This window comes from Halovenus carboxidivorans (genome assembly GCF_009831575.1).
GTDB lineage: Archaea > Halobacteriota > Halobacteria > Halobacteriales > Haloarculaceae > Halovenus > Halovenus carboxidivorans.
The window spans coordinates 211,319-228,869 of record NZ_WUUT01000004.1 but is presented as its reverse complement, the minus strand read 5'-3'; the positions used below and the strand labels follow the sequence as shown (position 1 = coordinate 228,869).

The 17,551-nt window shown below is 64.8% G+C and carries 21 protein-coding genes; 8 read left to right on the top strand and 13 right to left on the bottom strand.

What is annotated here, in order from left to right:
• Positions 1-124: 124 nt before the first annotated feature.
• Complete coding sequence (locus GRX03_RS11700; RefSeq protein ID WP_159764388.1) at positions 125-358, top strand: hypothetical protein; 234 nt, start codon at positions 125-127, stop codon at positions 356-358.
• A 257-nt stretch (positions 359-615) separates the two neighbouring features.
• On the opposite strand, the gene GRX03_RS11695 is transcribed toward GRX03_RS11700, so the two are convergent.
• Complete coding sequence (locus tag GRX03_RS11695) at positions 616-927, bottom strand: CGCGG family putative rSAM-modified RiPP protein (RefSeq protein WP_159764387.1); 312 nt, start codon at positions 925-927, stop codon at positions 616-618.
• Positions 928-1,000: 73 nt separating this feature from the next.
• Entirely contained in the window at positions 1,001-1,480 is a 480-nt protein-coding gene (locus tag GRX03_RS11690) for a redoxin domain-containing protein (protein WP_159764386.1), read from the bottom strand.
• Positions 1,481-1,618: 138 nt separating this feature from the next.
• Between GRX03_RS11690 and GRX03_RS11685 the strand changes: the two genes are divergently transcribed.
• The 3 genes from GRX03_RS11685 to nucS all read left to right on the top strand — a co-directional run bounded on the left by GRX03_RS11685 (position 1,619) and on the right by nucS (position 3,133).
• Positions 1,619-1,789 carry a DUF7535 family protein gene (locus GRX03_RS11685; protein WP_159764385.1) on the top strand — a complete coding sequence of 57 codons (171 nt, stop codon included), beginning with the start codon at positions 1,619-1,621 and terminating at the stop codon, positions 1,787-1,789.
• 66 nt (positions 1,790-1,855) lie between these two features.
• On the top strand, positions 1,856-2,356 hold the full coding sequence (locus GRX03_RS11680; protein WP_159764384.1) for a hypothetical protein: 501 nt from the start codon (positions 1,856-1,858) through the stop codon (positions 2,354-2,356).
• A 45-nt stretch (positions 2,357-2,401) separates the two neighbouring features.
• Entirely contained in the window at positions 2,402-3,133 is a 732-nt protein-coding gene (nucS, locus tag GRX03_RS11675) for an endonuclease NucS (RefSeq protein WP_368278371.1), read from the top strand.
• Here nucS and GRX03_RS11670 read toward each other — a convergent pair whose 3' ends face one another.
• Positions 3,134-3,508, bottom strand: a complete 375-nt coding sequence (locus tag GRX03_RS11670) for a cupin domain-containing protein (RefSeq protein ID WP_159764383.1) — start codon at positions 3,506-3,508, stop codon at positions 3,134-3,136.
• A gap of 636 nt (positions 3,509-4,144) precedes the next feature.
• On the opposite strand from GRX03_RS11670, the gene GRX03_RS11665 reads away from it, so the two are divergent.
• Positions 4,145-4,537 carry a response regulator transcription factor gene (locus GRX03_RS11665; RefSeq protein WP_159764382.1) on the top strand — a complete coding sequence of 131 codons (393 nt, stop codon included), beginning with the start codon at positions 4,145-4,147 and terminating at the stop codon, positions 4,535-4,537.
• 9 nt (positions 4,538-4,546) lie between these two features.
• Here the strand turns inward: GRX03_RS11665 and GRX03_RS11660 are convergent, their stop codons facing one another.
• Positions 4,547-5,119: a hypothetical protein gene (locus tag GRX03_RS11660; RefSeq protein ID WP_159764381.1), complete on the bottom strand. Its 573-nt coding sequence runs from the start codon at positions 5,117-5,119 to the stop codon at positions 4,547-4,549.
• A 143-nt stretch (positions 5,120-5,262) separates the two neighbouring features.
• Here GRX03_RS11660 and GRX03_RS11655 point away from each other — a divergent pair, with 143 nt between their 5' ends.
• Positions 5,263-6,618, top strand: a complete 1,356-nt coding sequence (locus tag GRX03_RS11655; protein WP_159764380.1) for an NAD(P)/FAD-dependent oxidoreductase — start codon at positions 5,263-5,265, stop codon at positions 6,616-6,618.
• An 18-nt stretch (positions 6,619-6,636) separates the two neighbouring features.
• Here GRX03_RS11655 and GRX03_RS11650 read toward each other — a convergent pair whose 3' ends face one another.
• The 6 genes from GRX03_RS11650 to GRX03_RS11625 all read right to left on the bottom strand — a co-directional run bounded on the left by GRX03_RS11650 (position 6,637) and on the right by GRX03_RS11625 (position 11,837).
• Positions 6,637-7,158 carry a phosphopantetheine adenylyltransferase gene (locus GRX03_RS11650; protein ID WP_368278369.1) on the bottom strand — a complete coding sequence of 174 codons (522 nt, stop codon included), beginning with the start codon at positions 7,156-7,158 and terminating at the stop codon, positions 6,637-6,639.
• 45 nt (positions 7,159-7,203) lie between these two features.
• Entirely contained in the window at positions 7,204-8,241 is a 1,038-nt protein-coding gene (asd, locus tag GRX03_RS11645) for an aspartate-semialdehyde dehydrogenase (RefSeq protein ID WP_159764379.1), read from the bottom strand.
• Positions 8,242-8,290: 49 nt separating this feature from the next.
• On the bottom strand, positions 8,291-8,761 hold the full coding sequence (locus GRX03_RS11640; RefSeq protein ID WP_159764378.1) for a peroxiredoxin family protein: 471 nt from the start codon (positions 8,759-8,761) through the stop codon (positions 8,291-8,293).
• Between the two features lie 62 nt (positions 8,762-8,823).
• Entirely contained in the window at positions 8,824-9,606 is a 783-nt protein-coding gene (surE, locus tag GRX03_RS11635; protein WP_159764377.1) for a 5'/3'-nucleotidase SurE, read from the bottom strand.
• A gap of 39 nt (positions 9,607-9,645) precedes the next feature.
• Positions 9,646-11,085, bottom strand: coding sequence for a small ribosomal subunit Rsm22 family protein (locus GRX03_RS11630; protein WP_159764376.1), 1,440 nt, complete (start codon positions 11,083-11,085; stop codon positions 9,646-9,648).
• Positions 11,085-11,837: a prephenate dehydrogenase/arogenate dehydrogenase family protein gene (locus GRX03_RS11625; protein WP_159764375.1), complete on the bottom strand. Its 753-nt coding sequence runs from the start codon at positions 11,835-11,837 to the stop codon at positions 11,085-11,087. The genes GRX03_RS11630 and GRX03_RS11625 overlap by 1 nt, the downstream gene beginning before the upstream one ends.
• 98 nt (positions 11,838-11,935) lie before the next feature.
• On the opposite strand from GRX03_RS11625, the gene GRX03_RS11620 reads away from it, so the two are divergent.
• Complete coding sequence (locus GRX03_RS11620) at positions 11,936-13,798, top strand: hydrolase (RefSeq protein WP_159764374.1); 1,863 nt, start codon at positions 11,936-11,938, stop codon at positions 13,796-13,798.
• Between the two features lie 197 nt (positions 13,799-13,995).
• A complete protein-coding gene (locus GRX03_RS11615; protein WP_159764373.1) occupies positions 13,996-14,886 on the top strand; it encodes a coiled-coil protein in 891 nt (296 codons plus the stop codon).
• A 40-nt stretch (positions 14,887-14,926) separates the two neighbouring features.
• Here GRX03_RS11615 and GRX03_RS11610 read toward each other — a convergent pair whose 3' ends face one another.
• The 3 genes from GRX03_RS11610 to folP all read right to left on the bottom strand — a co-directional run bounded on the left by GRX03_RS11610 (position 14,927) and on the right by folP (position 17,460).
• Positions 14,927-15,433 (bottom strand): copper resistance protein CopD, encoded by a 507-nt coding sequence (locus GRX03_RS11610; RefSeq protein ID WP_159764372.1) that lies wholly within the window; start codon positions 15,431-15,433, stop codon positions 14,927-14,929.
• A gap of 55 nt (positions 15,434-15,488) precedes the next feature.
• Positions 15,489-16,190, bottom strand: a complete 702-nt coding sequence (locus GRX03_RS11605; RefSeq protein WP_368278367.1) for a 6-hydroxymethylpterin diphosphokinase MptE-like protein — start codon at positions 16,188-16,190, stop codon at positions 15,489-15,491.
• Between the two features lie 142 nt (positions 16,191-16,332).
• Complete coding sequence (gene folP, locus GRX03_RS11600; protein ID WP_159764370.1) at positions 16,333-17,460, bottom strand: dihydropteroate synthase; 1,128 nt, start codon at positions 17,458-17,460, stop codon at positions 16,333-16,335.
• Positions 17,461-17,551: the final 91 nt, after the last annotated feature.

Genomic DNA, 17,551 nt, shown 5'->3' with positions numbered 1-17,551 from the left:
CTCGCAATGATCCTCCTGTCGGTCGTGATTTTCCTCGCAGTCTGGCGTGAGGAACGCGACGAGTGATTACCGCGTGATTTGCTCACATGAAAACTGCTTTTGTTCTTCAGACTGACTATTACGTGTGACAGACTCAAGCGAACAATCGGCGGTCGAAGCGGTCGAGGAGGTAGACGCGATTGGCCCTGCCGTCCTCGCATCGGTCGGATCGGTACTGCTCGCGCTGTATTTCTACTACGTCCGCGATGACAAACAGCGTGGGCAGTTCATCGGGTTGTGGCCGACAACGATTCTCGCACTGGCATCGTACTTCAAGCTACGGGAGATCCAGCAAGCACTGTCGGACCAGCAAGACTGACGCGGTCGCGAACACGCTCGTCGGACGACGAGGGGGGAGCCGACTCACGCGGTCGCCGTCTCCTCGCTTTTCAGATCCGGGTAAATCTCGTACAGCGCGATCAGACTGAGGAGCGCTCCTGCTGCGATGACGATCGTGTCCGGATCGATCTCATCCATACACTGTCATTTGTGCCACGTTTCCAAATAGCTTGATGTCGCCCGAACTCGTCGCTCCGGCTAAGCCGAGGGCCGGTTCCGGCTACCACTCACGCCCGACTACTCCACGTAAACCCGCGTGACGTGGCCCCCACAGCCACACTGATCGATGTACTCCCACTCGATGGAGCGCTCGGAGTACGCCTCCAGTTCGTCGTAGAGAAACGTCTCCGGGTGACCCAACTCCCCGTGGGTGACGAGGTTGACGTGGTTGCCGGAGACGGTGTGTTCGATGGCGTCGACACCGTCACGAACCGCCCGCGCCGGATCGTCGGCGTACTCGGGAGTCTCCAGGTTTACGGACCAGGAGTTGTCGTGCATCTCCGCCGTGACCGGTTCGGCGTCGTGATCGTGGTCGTCAGTAGTCCCCATACGGGATGGTTCGATCCGGTGGCACTTGAGCCCGAATACCGTTCCCGGAGAGTGAAAACAGCGGCCAGCCGGATCAGACGTCCTGCACTGCGGCGAGAACGTCCTCGTAGTCCGGTTCGTTGGTCGGGTCGTCGGCGACCCAGTCGTAGACGATCTGGCCGTCGTTGTCGATGACGAACACCGCACGGTTGGCGATGCCGTAGAGACCGAGGTCCTCGATATCCATCTCCAGCCCGTAGGCGCGGATCGCCTCGCCGGACATATCGCTGACGAGATCGAACTCGATGCCGTGTTCTTCCCGGAAAGCCCCCTGGGAGAACGGCGAGTCAGCGCTGAGACCGAGGATCGTCGCTCCGGCCTCCTCGAACTCCGCCAGATGCTCCTGGAAGGCGATCATCTCGTTTGTACACGGGGGGGTGAACGCTCCGGGGAAGGTAGCGAGGACGATCGGTCCGTCCCCGATATGCTCTCCCAGGTCGAACGGTTCGTGATCGCTCGTTCCGACTGTGGCAGTAAACAGCGGTGCGTCGTCACCTGTTTGTGGCGTAGACATCGTCGTGATATTGGACTGCAAGATCAATAAAAGTGGAGCCAAACAGGTTCCGGACGACCCGACACGGAGAACGGACGGAGAGCAAACGCTCGGTGGAGAGTCGATACTCTCTTTGGACCGGCAGAGGTAGATTCAGGTATGACTGATACCGTCACCCCACAGCGCGAGTACGGCAGCAAGGGCGGGATGGGACCCGTCGGCTGGTTCATCGCGATTCTGATCGGACTGCTCTTCCTGCCGGTGCTTCCGTTTATCCTGCTCGTGGTGGTCGTACTGCGTCTGTTTGGCGCGGGGGACCGACCCGAGTAACTCCGGAGATTTTTCTACGAGCCCGCGGCCAACCCCGCCGAATGCAGCACAACGGAGGCGACTCTCGTGGGTGAGCGGGCCGTGGTTGCCCGTCACCGTCGGTTGGACCGATACGATCTCTCCCGGACGCAGTGGGCGAATACCGTCCGCATCTGTGCTGTCGCCAAGCGGGGAGAGTGCCCCACGACACGCGCATCGAGCGAGTGGAAACGGTGTGGACGGATCAGGTGGGAAGCGCTCGTCGACGGTCTTGACTACCTGTCGCTCGACCTCTGTGTACGGTGTGACGAAACCGCAGTCCGTCTGTATCTGCCGGTCTGGCTGGGGATTCCGGCGGGCGACGCGGACGAAATCGGTACGGCGTGTGGTCTCCTGCTTCGGGTCGGGTCGGTATCCGGGCTGGTCCAACTTCGAGGCCAGATCCGGGGATGCAAGGAGCGACTGGGCCGCGAAATCGAGAGCGGCAGCCTCGAGACGGCCGAGGCGCGGCGGATTCTGTGTACGGAGTTCGCAACTCGGATCCGATACGTCTCTGCCTCGGCCCGGAGACGACAACTCCGGGGGTGATCCAGACCGCCAGCCACATACTGATCCGTCCCGGAGCCACCGAACGTGACTGGGCAGGGACTACAGGCACACAGCGCGCCCACGGCCAGTGAGGCACTCGACCTGCTCGAACGCGGGATCGAGGCGGACCGACTCATCACGGTCTTCGGACAGTGCCGCGTCGAGTACGAGGGTCGGGCAGCGAGTTCGCTGGAGGCCGGCAACCGACTTACCGTCCTCAAGCCGGACGGGACCATCCTCGTCCACACTGACACCGGCCAACAGCCGGTCAACTGGCAGCCGCCGGGCTGTACCCACGAGAGTCGGCTCGAAGGCGGCCAGTTAGTCGTCGAGAGCCACCGCTCGAACCCCGACGAACAGTTGCTCGTCACCTTCGAGCGGGTCGATCAGGTCGTCGTCTACGACGGCAGCGGCGAGAGCGACGTGACCGTGATGGGGACCGAAGCGGACCTTCGTGATCGGATTCTCGACCGGCCCGAACTCGTCGAAGCCGGGTTCGAGCCGCGGGCGACCGAACGGGAGACGTCCGCCGGCGCGGTGGATATCTACGGAACCGACAGCGACGACAACGCCGTGGCGGTCGAACTCAAGCGCCGCCGCGTCGGACCGGACGCGGTGAGCCAACTCAACCGGTACGTAGAGGCGCTGGAATCCGACCTGCACGCGGGCCGGACGGTCCGTGGAATCCTCGTCGCGCCCTCCGTGACTGACCGGGCGCACAACCTGCTCGAACGCCGCGGACTCGAATTCGTCTCGCTCTCTCCGGACCCGGAGTGATCACTGCGGGTCGAACTCGTCGTTTCTCAGCCCTGCCCGGACCGGCGCGTGTTCCTCGTCGGTCGGCGGCGGTGCCGTCACGAGTACTGCTTCGAGGCGAGTGTCGTCGTCGGCTTTGATTCCGCGGTCGGTATCGGCGGGAACGACGACGATATCGCCGGGCGACACCTCGTGTTCGGTCGGCCCCTCACGGACGACGCCCGTACCGGATTTGATGTGGATCATCACGTCGCTGCCCGGCGCGTGGACGGGGATGAACTGCCCTGGCTCGAAGTAGCCACAGACGACTTTCATCCGGTCGCTCTGGAAGACGCCGGAGGTCGCGAACTGCTCGTCGTCGAAGGCCCGTTCGGCTTCGATGGTCGTCTTAGGCATAGGTGCAAAGAGAACGGCTCGGACTGTTCGTCGGTGAGTGTACTACTGGCATACAGTCGGTTGGAGAGCCGGACCGCCCGTGAGTCTACTCCCGAATATCTCCGAACACGGTCGCTGGTCGTGAACTGTCGCCCGGAACACTAACGACCGGCGTCATTCCCGGCGTCGTGCCTCGGTCGGCCGGCTAACCCTCGTGCCGGGCGGGTTGTCCGGACGGACAACCACGTGGTGGCGTCAGCCACCACCGTGTCCCAGACGGGACGGGATATCGCATGCCCGGGTTCACCGCGCCGTCATCGCACCCGAGTGGGTCTGCTCACGCGGGGACTGGGGCACGCATCAGTGACGTGACCCCCCAGCCGTTTAGACCCTTCGTACGGGCGGGAACTCCGGCCGAACGAGGACACTGATCGCTCGCAGGTCAGCTAATAGATAATTCTTCCTTCGAATGATTACTCGAAAACAGGTGTCGAGAACCGATTTTTTCCATTTGAAGCCACTTACAACCATTGAGTGTATCTGTAGTGGACTGGTTGGTTCTTAAGCCGCGAGAAAACGCGGTAAACAGTGTAAACGATTCTGGACGGTATGCACAATTAAGTAAGGATCTTCACGATGTGTGGGATACGACGGATGATGGAGTCACTCGACGTGTTGATCGTGGACGATACTGACGGCTGCCGGGATCTCTACGCGTTCTGGCTGGAGGACGACCACGCAGTGGAGACAGCCCCGAACGGGACGGTCGCGCTCGACAGGATCGATCACAGCGTCGACCTGGTTCTCATGGACCGAAACATGCCCGGTCCCTCCGGCCTCGACGTTGCGGCGGAGATGCGGACAGCGGGCTACGACTGCCCGATCGTCATGATTAGCTCGGAGCCAGCAGATGTCTGTCTCTCGGAGTCACCGCTCGACGAGTATCTACGAAAGCCCGTGGACGAATCGACGCTCGAATCCACAATCGAGGACGTGACGACCCGACCGCGCCTCGACACAGCGAAGCGATCGATCCATCAGTCCTCCTGACGGCTCAGGTCACCATTCGACCGACAGCGTCGCCTCTGACCAGCCGAAGGCGTCGCCACCGTACGGGCCGGCCACCGCCGTGATATCGCCGGGAAGATACGGACTGACGATCGCTTCGACCCGGTATCTCCCGGGAGTCGTCCACCTGTCTCTGACCGACCACCGATACGTCGCCCCGCGGATCGGAACGCTCTCGTCGGTGATATCGTACTCCCAGGCACTATCCGGGGCGAACGGCACGACTGCCGTCTCCGGCGAGTCGATGTTTGCAGACTGAACGAGCAACGCCAGAGTGTGAAACCGGCCCGGGGCGGTCTGAGCGCCGAGGTCCCACTCGCATGATATCGTCGTGGTTTCGCTGGTCGTGATCGTCCCGCTGTCGAACCCGACAGTCGTGTCAACCGGCTCCTCGACGGTCGTCCTCGTCTCCGCTGTCCCGCCCGTCGATCCCGCCTCGGGACGAGAGGCCCGCCCAGTCATGCCGAACAGCGACAGCGACGACAGTCCCGCACCGACCGATTTGAACAACGCTCTCCGCGAGAGCCCTGAATCGCCGTCCGGCGGCTCTGACTCGGGACACATTCTAGCATTGGTATGATATGACAGGACATAGTATTTTTTGAACCGAATCGGACACTGTCTGTTCGCGTTCATGACGGTGCCGGCGGGCGGCGTACCGGGACGGATAACAGTGGATTTAAGCACCGAGTGTATGGGCTACTGGTATGGAGCGTGTCGACGTAGCAATTGTTGGTGGCGGACCCGCCGGGACATCTGCGGCGGAAGCGGCCGCGTCGGCGGGTGCGAACGCGCTCGTTATCGAGAAAGGGGTGCCACGCGCGGACCGAGCAGGGCCGGGCCCCGACTCGACCGACGCGGCGGGTCTGCTCGATTACTGGATCGATCTGATGGGATTCGAACCCGACGAGATTCCCGACGACGTTGTTCTCCGGACGCTGGACGGGGCGGATTTCATCGGCCCCTCGGAGACCTTCCGGATCGACGAGACCGGGATCGAGGCCTCGTATCCGGAGTTCGGCCTCGCCTTTCACCGGGCGAAGTTCGACGACTGGCTCCGCGAACGGGCCGAGTCCGCGGGCGCGAACTACCAGGTTGGCGACAGCGTCACGAGCGTCGAGAGTTCCGTCAACGGCGGCCACGAGCACACCCTGACGCTGTCCAACGGCGAGGAGATCACCGCCGAGTATCTCATCCTCGCGGACGGTCCCCAGCGGACGGTCACGACGGAGACGCTCGACCAGTTCACCACGGACCGTGCTATCGAGACCGTGCTCAATCCGACGGAGGTCAACCACATCGCCTATCAGGAGCACCGCGAGGTGCCCGAGGAGATCCACGAACCCTCGCGGCTGAAGTTCTGGTGGGGGCTGATGCCCGGACACACCGCATATCCGTGGGTGTTCCCGAACGACGGCAACGTCGCCCGGATCGGGCTGACGATGCCCATCGGACTGGATATCGACGACTTCGACCCCCGGATCTGGGAGCTACTTCGTGAGGAGGACACGCGTATCCCGCAGGGTCGGACGTACATCGAACGGCTGATCGAGCGGGAGTACCCGGGATACGACATCGACGATTTCCCGCTCGTCGAGGACCGCGGCAAACGGAACGGGACGGAGACGTACGCCATCTCTTCGACCCGGCCGATCGAATCACCGACGAAGGCCGGTATCGCGGTCGTCGGCGGCGCGATGGGCGGCACGTCGGCATTTCACGAGGGCGGCGACCACGTTGCGGTCCGGACCGGAAAGATCGCGGGCCGACTCGCCGGAGAGGGCGATCTCACCGGCTACAACCGCGAGTGGCAGTCGGCGCTAGATTCCGAGTTCCTCCGCAACGTGACGATGGCCGAACTCGTCAGGGAGTACCAGCCGAGCGACTGGGACCGGGCCTTCGGCGCGGCCGAGACGATGGTCAACCGCGGCAACTACAACTGGCGGAGCACGCTACGTGCCGGGCTGACCGGCTTCAAACTGCTGTACGGCTACAAGCGGACCAAAAGCCGATTCAAGAGCGGAAACTACGTGCAGTTCCGGGAATCGGAGTACGCGATCTGAGTGCGGGAACAGTGGCCGTCAGTCGTCGATGATCCGTCCGTCGGGATCGATCTCGCCGTTTCGGATGCGCGTGCTGCTGATTCTCGTGCCGTCTTCGGCGACGACGAACGGGGCGGTGTGGATTTCCAGTCGGTCGAGACCGCGTTCGATCCGCTCCTCGTTGAGTTCGTTCGCTCGCCGCTGTGCCTTCGCTTCCGGAGAGACGATCAGTGCGTCGGCGTCCGGCCGCGTCGCGGCAGGGCCGTAGGTGTCCTGTAGCTTGACAATTTCGTAGCTCGCCGTGTACGTCTCCGCGAGAATGTCGAGTTCCGCAGCCAGCGTTTCCCGGCGCTGGTCGTACGATCCCAGTTGCTCGGCGTGTTCGGTGTTCTCCCGCGTCTCCGTGGCGAGTTTCGAGGAGGTCAGTCCGACGATGACGTGACCGTCACCCGGGCCGTCGTGCGACGCTGTCTGGAACGCCTTGTGTAACAGTGCTCGATGGCCGTTGTGAATCGGTGTGAACGTCCCGCCGAGGATCGCTGTCCGGTCGCTCCCTGTCACAGAGACGCCTTCGTGATACGGTCACCTATACGTACTGGTCTCGGATTACAGGTAGCCGCGCTCGAGTAGCAGTTCGCCGTTCAGCACCGACGCGCCGGCCGCACCGCGCAGGGTGTTGTGTGCCAGGCAGTTGAACTGGAGTCCGCCGTCGGTCTCCTGGATGCCGCCGGCCGCGATTGCCATCCCGTTGTCCGCGTCGCGGTCCAGTCGCGGCTGCGGGCGGTCCGGCTGCTCGAAGACGTGGATGAGTTGCTCGGGAGAGCTGTGCAGGTCGAGCGTCGGGTACGACCGCATCGCCTCCTTGGCTTCCTCGACGGTGGCGTCCGCCTCGGTGTCCGTCCAGACGTTTTCGAGGTGGCCGTCGAGGGTGGGAATCCGGTTGCAGGAGGCGTCGACGCGGGCACCGTGCCAGGAGACCTCCGCACCGTCGAACTCGCCGAGCAGTTTCCGCGATTCGGTCTCCATCTTCCGCTCCTCGCCGCCGATGTGCGGGATGGCGTTGTCGATGATCTCCATCGACGTGACCCCGGAATAGCCCGCGCCGGAGACGGCCTGCAGCGTCGAGACGGTGATCCGGTCGAGTCCGAACGCCTCGTCGAGCGCCGCCAGCGGCGGCACCATCGTGATCGTCGAGCAGTTCGGGTTCTTGACGAGCGCGCCGTCCCAGCCCCGTTCGTCCCGCTGGACCTCGATCAGGTCGATGTGGTCGGCGTTGACCTCGGGAATCGTCAGTGGCACGTCGTCGTCGGCTCGCGCGTTCGAGGAGTTCGAGGAGACGATATACCCCGCCTCACAGAAGGCCGGTTCGACTTCCTCGCCGACGCTCGACGGAAGCGACGAGAAGATGAGATCGACGTCGTCCGGAACGTCCTCCGGCGTGGTCGCGCCGACGGTCATCTCCGCGACCGAGTCGGGGATCGGCACGTCGATCCGCCACTTGGCCGCCTCGTCGTACCGTTTGCCGGCGCTGTCCTCACTCGCCGTGAGCGCCGCAATCTCGAACTCCGGATGTGGTTCGAGAAGTTGGATGAGCCGCTGTCCGACCGCCCCTGTCGCGCCGAGGATGCCTGCGCGTACTGTCATACCGGGTCATAGGTCAACGAGCCGTCTAAACAGTTTGGAAATGGCCCCGCTACAGGTCGGCGACCGCCTCCTCGATCTCCTCGCGCGGAACCGGCGAGATCCAGTCGTCGGCCACCCAGTCGTAGGTGATCTCGCCGTCGTCGTCGATGACGAACACCGACCGCATCGGCGTCGACGTGTCGGCCATCCCCTCGCGCTCGGTCAGCAGACCGAACGCCTCGCTGGCCTCGCCGTCCGTATCGGAGAACATCCGGAACGGACTCTCTAGATAGCGGATGAACGCGTTCTGCGCGTACGGGCCGTCCCGACTCACCCCCAGAACCGGGACATCGAACTCGTCCCAGCCGGCGCGGTCGTATCGTTTCCACCAGTTCTCGTCGATGGCCGAGAAGGCAAAGCCGAAGAAGACGAGCACACCCCCGCCGTCCAGCGCCGCGTCCAGCGTCGTCGATCTGAACGACTCACCTGTGCAGAGCAGCGCCTCGAACTCCGGTGCCTGATCGCCTGCCGTCGGTGTCATACCAGTCCGATTGCCCCGGAGGGTAAAAATACCGCCGGGTATCTACGCTCCCGCGTTCGCCGCTACTGGAGCGAGTACTCCGCAGCCAGATCCGCCAGCACCTCGGTCCGCTCCGTGGTATGTGGGGCTGTCAGGGGGGAGACGCTGATCCTGTTCTCGACGATGGCCCGCCTGTCCGTCCCCTCGGGGTCGGGGATATCGCCGTCGGCGAGTTTCTCCCAGATCGGGTTGACGAGGTCGATCTGGTCGCCGTCCTGTCGAGAGGAGAGTTCGTAGACGTGAGAGGGGCGGGTGATCTCCATCTCGCCGGTGCAGATGTCCGTCGTCGGGGCGTTGATATTCAGGTAATCGGCCACCTCGAAGAGCCCGGCCTCGAAGGCCCGGTCCGCGAGATATCTCGTCGCGTCGACCGCGGCCGCGTAGGACTCGCTTGGAATCTCCGAGGCTTTCTCCCACTCCGGGCTGGGCACGTACAGCGAGGTCGCGATGCCGGGGACGCCGTGAAAGGCGGCCTCGACGGCCGCGCTGACGGTCCCCGACCGCCCCAGCACCGCCGCCCCCATGTTCGCCCCCTGGTTACAGCCCGCGACGACCAGATCCGTCTCCGGGCACAGCGAGGAGAGACCGGCGACGACGCAGTCGACCGGCGTCCCCTCGATGACGTAGCCGAGGTCGTGCTCGCGGACGGTGACGGTCTGTGAGACCGTCCGTCCGACCGCGCTCTGGTCGTCTGCCGGCGCGACGGCGGTGACCGACCCGATCTCGGAGAGGCCATCGTACAGCGCGTGAAACCCCAGCGAGTCGATCCCGTCGTCGTTCGTCACCAAGATGTCGAGGTCGTCCATGGCGATACGCAAGTGCGGACAGCGCTTCAAGCCTGCGGGTCAGGCCGGCAGCCGTTCGACGACCGTCTCCCCGTCGACGACGAGGTTGTACGCCCCCTCGTCGTCGTTCCAGAGGACCAGCACGTTCTCGATCTGGAGGAACTCTCCGTAGTCGGCCCGCCGGAGATCCTCGTTGAGCAGCGACTCCTCGGTGAGGACCGCGAAGTGATCGATCTTCTGGCTGCCGTCGCCGATCAGAAACAGGGGGTTGCCGCCGTCGGCGAGGTCGGTGCTCAGTTTGACCCCGGCGCAGTCGATCCGGTCGGTGACGTGGCGCTCCGTCTCGGCCATCTTGGCGAACCGACCCCCCGAGAGGTCGATATCGAGCCGGCGGCGGCCATCGGTGCGCAGCAGGGAGCAAGCGTACTGCACATCGACGTTGACGAACTCGCCGTCGCCCGGCTCGCGGTCGCTGTCGGGGTCGTCGAACTCCGGCGTGCGCTCGCCCTCGTCGAGTCGGCGCTGGAAGGCGGGCACGTCGAGGTCGGGTCTGCGGTCGAACGACCACGAAGTGCTCTCGGGCCGTTCGTGAGGCCACAGCCGAACTGTCGGGGCGTAGATCGTCGCCCCGGCCTCCCGTTCGGCGGTGCGCTCGATCTCCCGGAGCCGTATCGCAGTGTTGCGGTCCGCGGGAGCAATCGCGCAGAGCGTGCCGTCGGCCGCGAGGTGATCGAGCAGATCCTCCACCACCGACTCGGGATCGTCCAGTTCCGAGAGGACGTTCGCACAGAGGATCAGGTCGAACTCGCCGTCGTACGGGGCGGTCTCGACCCGTTCACGGTGGATCGCCGGGTGGAAGTTCCGGCCGGTCGTGTCGAGGAGGTCCTCGAGCACGTCGGCCGCGTCGCTCGGTTCGACAGCGTGGTACTCGATCAGGGTATCGTCCGGTAACAGCTCCGAGAGCCCGAGCGCCGGGCCGCCGACGCCGGCCCCGACATCGAGCACGCGAAGCTCTCCCGAGAGCAGCCCGTCGGCGGCCAGGTCCGCGAGCACGTACTGTGTCGCGGCGAAGTACGTCGGGAGGTGATAGATCGCGTACCCGAGCGCCGTCACCTCGTCGTATGTCACCTCGCCGCCGCTGAGATACTGCCGTTTGAAATCGCGGATCGTGGCGCGGAGGCGGTCTCCCGAGGTGCCGTCGGGCCAGCCCGGGCCGAACGCGTCGAGCAGTAGTTCCTCGACCGACAGCGCGATCTCGGAGGGGAGCGAGTCGACGCCGTCGAAGGAGAGATCGACGGGATCGGTCGACGCGGGCTCGAACCGGCCGTCCTCGCGTTCGACCAGCCCGAGTTCGAGGGCGGACTCCCGCAGCACCTGCCTGACGGCGGCCGGGTGGGGTTGGCCCCGGACGTATTCGTGGATCTCCTCGGGGTCGATGGGTCTGACCTCGCGGAGGTACTTCGCGTTGTCGAGTACCTGACTGCGTTGTGTGTCGTCCATTACTCTGGGGTCTCCAACCTGGCCTCGTCGTACAGTCGCTCGAACTGCTCTGCGTCGGCGTCGGCGAGTCGCCGCGCCGCCTCTGCGACGTCGTCCGCGCCCTCGAAGGCGGCCTGGATATCGGCGTACACCCGGCTCTCGCCGCCGGTCACCTGCTCGGCGAGCCTCGTCAGTTCCGTCGAGATCGGCGTCTGGAACCGTTCGGGGACCTCCTCCGCGGCCAGTCCGAAAGCGAGAACGGCGGCGTGCGTGCGGGCCTGAACCGTCTCCATCGCCGCGTCGTGTTCCTCGACGGTCGTCTCGAAGACATCGTTGCCGCGGTCGCGCAGCGCCGCGAGCACGTCGTCGGTGATCGGGCCGCCGGCGTCGACGACGGCCGGAACGTTGCCCGGTTCGTTCTCGGGAGCGAACAGCGGGTGCAGGCTCAGCCGCTCACAGTCGGGGGCGTGCTCAGTCATCGCGTCGACCGGTCGGGCCATCGTCCCCGTCACGTCGAGTATCGCGGCGTCGGCGTACCCGGCGTACGTCGCGATGGCGTCGGCGGCCGCGGGGATCGGAACGGCGATACAGACCAGATCAGCGGTCGGGACCGTCTCGGGCGAGACCGCACGACCGCCGACTGTCTCGGCCGTCTCACGCGCCCGCTGAGGGTCGGTATCGAGCACCGAAAGCTCGGTCAGGAGGCCGGCCCCGGAGAGCACCGAGCCGAGCCACTGACCCATCGCGCCCGCACCGACGAGGAGAGCGTCCATCGGCCGGTCATTGCGCAGGCGAGGGCAAAAGCGGTTCGGTGCAAGCCGTCGCGTGCGAACGCGAAAAGGCTATGCCGGCGGGGGACACCCCGAGTAATATGTTCGACGAGTGGCGGGTACGCGACCCCCGATCCGAGGCGTCGACCGAGCAGTCGGCCACCGTTCCCGGCCGGCCGGAGGGGCTGGCGGGGGCCGAGACGGTCGAGTACGCGAGTTCGTTCGCGGATCCGCGCGGGCCGGACGACGAGATTGCAGTGCTGGAACTGCGGGGGCTGTACGCACACGCCGAGGTGGAGTTGAGTGCAGACCGTCTCGACGGCGACGGCGCCGTCGAACACGACACCTATTTTCGACCGCTGCGGATCCCGTTCGTCCCGGAGGAGGAGACCGAACTCACGGTCACATGTCACCGACCCACCGACCGGTTCGGCGGGATCCACGACACGGATACGGTCCCGGACGAGCAGTCCACCCCGGGAATCTGGTGGGGCGCGACCCTCGAAACCTGCTCGCTCCCGTACATCGACCGGATCGACATCACACCCGTGGCCGACAGCGACGGAGCGCGGCTCGATCTCCGGACGACGGTCGTCACCGACGGCCCGCTCGACGATCACATCACCTACTCGGTCAGGCCGGCCGGCGACACCAACTCCCGGGGAATGATGCAGCGAGGGAGCATCGAGACGGACGAGCCCGGACGGACGGTCGTCGAACACACTGTCGACGTACACGACCCCGAACTGTGGTGGCCTCGGGGTCTGGGCGAGCAACACCTGTACACGCTACGGGCGAAACTGGGAGACGCGGAGCGGACCCGTACGACCGGCATCTGCGACATCGAGTTCGACGACGGCCGCCTGCGGGTCAACGACCAGCCAGTTCCGATCCGCGGGATCAACCTCGTGACCGCCGAGGAGGCGGACGTCGACCGCGCGCTGGAGTGCAACGCGAACCTCGTCCGGGCACACGGCCACGTCCTCCCGGACGAACTGTACGAGCGGTGCATGAACGAGGGGGTGTTGGTCTGGCAGGACCTCCCGCTGACGGGCCCCGGCGAGTTCGACACCGACCGGGCGAAACAGCTCGCGACGGCGCTCGCTCGGCAGTACAGCCGGTATCCGTGTCTGGCCTGTACGGCCGTTCACGACGATCCCGTCGACGCTTTCGACGACGGACTCGGGACCGGAACGGTCGACAGGCTCCGGTTCCGGTATCGGGCGTGGCGCTCCGGGTACGACGCCGGCCCGGCGGAGCAGGTCGCCGCGGCTCTACCCGAACACAGACCGTCGGTTCCGGTCGTCGGCGGCCCGGGCGTCGGCGGTGACGTGGGCTCGTACTACCCGGGCTGGAGCTACGGCGAGTCCGAGGAGATCGGTTCCCTGCTCGACCGGTTCCCGGCCTCGGTTGTCGCGGAGTTCGGAGCCGGGTCGGTCACCGACGCGTGGGACGGCGGCGGAGTCAGCGGATTCGACGCGAGCAAACACCAGCGACACGTCGACGGCGGAACAGACGAGTCGCAGCGGTACCAGTCGGAAGTGTTGCGCCGAGTGATCGAGTATCTCCGCCGCGAGCGGACCGGGGCAATCGCGTTCGCTCTCCGGGATACGGACAGCGCGGGCATGGGCGTGTACGCCTACGATGGCGAAGGGAAACGGGCGTCAGAGGTCGTCCGACAGTCGTTCGAACCCGTTCAGGCGTTTCTGGATACGCCCGGAGACCACGAGAGCGAACTCACCGTCGTCAACGATACTCCGAAGGGGCTCTCCGCGACGCTCCGCTGGGAGGCCGGCAGCGCCGACGGAACGCTCGATCTCACCGTCGGAGAGAGCGGCCGGTGGACCGGCGGACCCATCGATATCCCCGCAGAAGCGGAGCAGGTTCGTCTCGAACTCGCCCTCGACGACCGGCGCGTGAGGAACGTCTACGACCTCGCCCGCTGGCGAAACGCCGCCCCTTGAGAACACGCGCCACAGGGTTGTTCGACCGGAATCTTTAAATCCGGTCCCGTAGTATAGATAATCACCAGAACGCGTGCGGCGTTTCGGTCGTACAGCATTTCGCCCAACATGATAGGGAACGCCTGTTTTCGACGACAGCAGATCCGACGGGTGAGTGCTACATACCGCCGCAGCGCATATGGCATCGAGGTACAACCATGGCAGATTCGATAGACGAGTCCAAAAACATCGAAGTCACAGACGAAGAGCTCGAAAACAAATCCAAAGGCGAACTTATCAAACTCGCCGGGAAACTCCGCGACCGGCGTAACGAGTTGAACCAGATGGCCTCCGAACGGGCCTCTAAGCGCGACGAACTCAACGCCAAGACCCGCGAGAAAGTCGACGAGGCCCAGGAACACCGGGAGACTCGCGACGAACTCAACGAGCAGGTCCAAGAGCACAAGGAGAAACGTAACGAACTCAACGCGGAGGCCAACGAGCTGTTCGACAAGGTCGAGCAGCTCAAGGACGACGCCAAACTCGACGAGGGGAAGGATATCGAGGAGCTCGAATCCGAGATCGAAGATCTGGAGTTCAAACAGCAGACCGAGGTGCTCGACACCGAGGACGAGCGCGAACTCATCGAAAAAATCGAGGAGAAGCGCGAGAAGCTCCAGGAGAAAAAGGAGAAACTCGACCAGAACGAAGAGATCGACGAACTCGAAGAGAAGGCGGAGGAGGTCCGTGCCGAGGCCTCGAAACACCACCAGAAGGTGACGGAACTCGCTGACGAGGCCCAGAAACACCACAACGAGATGATCGAGGCCTACCGCGAGGCCGACGAGATCCGCGACGAGGCCGACGAGATGCACGAGAAGTTCGTCGAGGCTCAGGAGGCCGCGGACCAGCACCACGAGGACTTCGTCCGCGTCCAGAAGCGCCTGCGCGAACTCGACAAGAAAGAAGAGGAAGAGGAGCGCGAGCAGCGCGAGGAGAAACAGGAAGCCGCACGCGAGGAAGCCGAAGAGATCTACCAGCAGTTCAAGGAGGGCGAAACGCTGGACACCGAGGATCTGATGAAACTGCAGAAGACGGGTCTGCTCTAATTACTGCCGGCTGACCGGAGACGCGTATTCTCACCGCCGATCAGAGACCGACAGCCAACAGTGCCGCATCGCCCAGCAACAGCACCGCACAGGCGGCGCTGGCGAGGAGATACGGTCGCACGCGCCCGAGCAGTGTTGCCGTCTCGATACCGGGAGGAAGGCGCTCGACCGGGAACCCCTCCTGGAGATACGTACCGATCCCGACGGGGCCCCCGACACGGCGCATCCGGAGCACGCCGATTTCGATGAGCGTGTTCATGATGCCCCACAGCGACAGCATCGCCAGCACGGCCCAGCCCCGGGGAGTGTCGAGCAACAGCGGGAGCGGATACCGGACCCAGATCATGTATCCCCCGGTGAGTGGGAGGACGACACCGGTCCAGCGAGTGATGAGCAACAGCCGGTGGAGTTGTTCGGTGAACGCCGCCGGACCGAGCCGACCGGCACGGGCGCCCGGAAGCACTGCGTAGACGACGTACAGTGTCGCACCGGTCCACAGGGCCGCCGAGAGGACGTGCAACACGTACGCAAGCGTCAGGAGGGCCATCACCACCCTCTTCGGCTGGATACGACAAAAGGCCGTCCCGCGATAGCGCGGCCACTCACAGGGGCAGGGCGTCGCGGTCGATGTCCGCTCTCCGTCCGTCGAGGATGTCGAATCGCTCGTCGCGTCGGCGTTCGAGCCAGTGCAACAGCCGCTCGGCCCACCCGAGCTTGGCACGTTTCTCCTCGTCGACCGTCGGATCGTCGAACTCCCAGCCGGGAAAGACCAACCTCGCGGCGCCGAACTCGTCCGCCAGAAAGGCGGCCCGATCCCCGTCGGTGAAGCCACCGAAGTTGTGGACGGCTCCGGTCGGCTCGGCCTGTGTTGTCGGGATCACGAAGGCCGTGTCGAGTCGCGGAACCCACTCCTCGACGAGGTCGAGATTGTCACCGTGAGCGTGGACGGCGGCCGGAACCCCGTCGGCGGTGAGATCACGGACAGTGGCGGGGTTCTTGTCGAGATCAGTCACCATGCAGTCGACCGCAATCTCCCTGTCACGGAGGCGATCCGCCGCGACGGAGGCAGCGACGACGATATCCGCGTCCCGTGCAGTTTGCAGCGCCGTCGGTTCGATCAGCGAGTCCGCACCGCCGGCTATCGCGACGGTCTGTCCGGTCCAGTCGACCCGCTCTGTCTCGAACGTCTCGCTGCCCGCAACCAGTCTCTGGAGTCGGTCCCTGACCCGTTCGTCTCCGCCGCGGCCGTAGCCGAACGCCGAGAGAATGCGCTCGTAGACTGGTTCCCACTCGTCGAACTCCACGGCTACACACCCCGCTCTCTCCGGAAGCAATCACGGCCCAGATAAACCGGGTTGAGCCGAAATGGCACACCGAACTGCCCCTGCCCGAGTATGCCCTTTCGGCCGTCATTGCCTGATTTTGGCTCTTTAGGTATAAGTTTTCTCACCGGGACCCCTCCGCAACCGCCGTCAGCGACCGGGTCAGCCGGTCGTCGTCGACGGCCTCGGCCAGCGCCCGCACGGCACTGACAGAGCCCGCGACGAACACCGGCTCCGATCCGCCGACGGCGACGTCGAGGTCCTGCCCGCAGTCGCGCAGCTCTGTGAGCGAGCGCTCGTCCAACCCGCGCAGTTCGCAGGCGGCCGTGACGCCGGACTCGGCGAGTTCGCGTTCGTCTTCCTCGACGTATCTGGCGGCGTCGCCGACCGTCCGCACGTCGAGTTCCTCGACCTCGACGCCGTCGATGGTCGCGGTGGTTCGGTCCGGCGTGAACGTGTCCCCGACCAGCGCCGCGTCTCGGGTCTCTGCGACGTCGTGGGTCCTGATGATGTGCGCGCCGCGCTCGACGGCCATCGAGGTGGCAGCGAGAGAGACCGGGAGGGCGCCCTCGGTATCCCGGCCCGCGATGCTCCGGAGGAAGTTCTTCCGGTTGATCGAGACGAGCATCGGCTGGCCGATAGCGCGGAACTCCCGGAGTCGGCGGAACGTCTCGCGGTCGTCTTCGATGGTCTTGTCCTCGCTCCACCCCCCGAAGGCGGGGTCGATGATCGTCTTCTCGGTCAGCCCGTTCTGGAAGAGAGCGTCGTAGATGTCGTCGACGTCCTCGATCGCACCCGGGCGTTCGAGATCCGGGGGGCTGGCCATCTTGCCGACGGCCACGTCGTACTCCTCACAGACCCGCGGCATCTCCGGGTCGGCGAAGCCGCAGATGTCGTTAACCATCTCGTACCCCTGCTTGAGCGCCTCCTCGGCGACCTCGTGGTAGCGGGTCTCGATCGAGAAGACGGCGTCGCCGCTGACGCTCTCCATCGTCTCGATTGCGGTGTCGAGCCGTTCGAGTTCCTCCTCCGCGGAGAGCACCTCGAACTTCTTGTTCGCGGATTCGAGGCCGACATCGACGATATCAGCGCCCTGATCGATGAGCTGTTCGTCGACGTACGCAGCGGCTTCACCCGGGTCGTCGAAGACCGACGGCTTGTACGGGGACTCCTGGCTGACGTTCAACACGCCCATGATCCGTGGCGGCTGGTCGTCTCCGATCTCCAGTCCGGCCGCGTCGACAGTTCGCATACACGCCTGTTGGCTTTGAGCCTGTTAAGCCGGTCGGTCCCCGGCGGCGGAGCCGGAGCTATCCGACCCGAAAGAACAGAAAAAGAGCTAC

Coding starts and splice junctions, on each gene's coding strand:
- GRX03_RS11695 (WP_159764387.1), bottom strand. CDS start 927: ATGGGGACTACTGACGACCACGATCACGACGCCGAACCGGTCACGGCG.
- GRX03_RS11690 (WP_159764386.1), bottom strand. CDS start 1,480: ATGTCTACGCCACAAACAGGTGACGACGCACCGCTGTTTACTGCCACA.
- GRX03_RS11685 (WP_159764385.1), top strand. CDS start 1,619: ATGACTGATACCGTCACCCCACAGCGCGAGTACGGCAGCAAGGGCGGG.
- GRX03_RS11670 (WP_159764383.1), bottom strand. CDS start 3,508: ATGCCTAAGACGACCATCGAAGCCGAACGGGCCTTCGACGACGAGCAG.
- GRX03_RS11665 (WP_159764382.1), top strand. CDS start 4,145: ATGGAGTCACTCGACGTGTTGATCGTGGACGATACTGACGGCTGCCGG.
- GRX03_RS11660 (WP_159764381.1), bottom strand. CDS start 5,119: ATGTGTCCCGAGTCAGAGCCGCCGGACGGCGATTCAGGGCTCTCGCGG.
- GRX03_RS11655 (WP_159764380.1), top strand. CDS start 5,263: ATGGAGCGTGTCGACGTAGCAATTGTTGGTGGCGGACCCGCCGGGACA.
- asd (WP_159764379.1), bottom strand. CDS start 8,241: ATGACAGTACGCGCAGGCATCCTCGGCGCGACAGGGGCGGTCGGACAG.
- GRX03_RS11640 (WP_159764378.1), bottom strand. CDS start 8,761: ATGACACCGACGGCAGGCGATCAGGCACCGGAGTTCGAGGCGCTGCTC.
- surE (WP_159764377.1), bottom strand. CDS start 9,606: ATGGACGACCTCGACATCTTGGTGACGAACGACGACGGGATCGACTCG.
- GRX03_RS11630 (WP_159764376.1), bottom strand. CDS start 11,085: ATGGACGACACACAACGCAGTCAGGTACTCGACAACGCGAAGTACCTC.
- GRX03_RS11625 (WP_159764375.1), bottom strand. CDS start 11,837: ATGGACGCTCTCCTCGTCGGTGCGGGCGCGATGGGTCAGTGGCTCGGC.
- GRX03_RS11620 (WP_159764374.1), top strand. CDS start 11,936: ATGTTCGACGAGTGGCGGGTACGCGACCCCCGATCCGAGGCGTCGACC.
- GRX03_RS11615 (WP_159764373.1), top strand. CDS start 13,996: ATGGCAGATTCGATAGACGAGTCCAAAAACATCGAAGTCACAGACGAA.
- GRX03_RS11610 (WP_159764372.1), bottom strand. CDS start 15,433: ATGGCCCTCCTGACGCTTGCGTACGTGTTGCACGTCCTCTCGGCGGCC.
- folP (WP_159764370.1), bottom strand. CDS start 17,460: ATGCGAACTGTCGACGCGGCCGGACTGGAGATCGGAGACGACCAGCCG.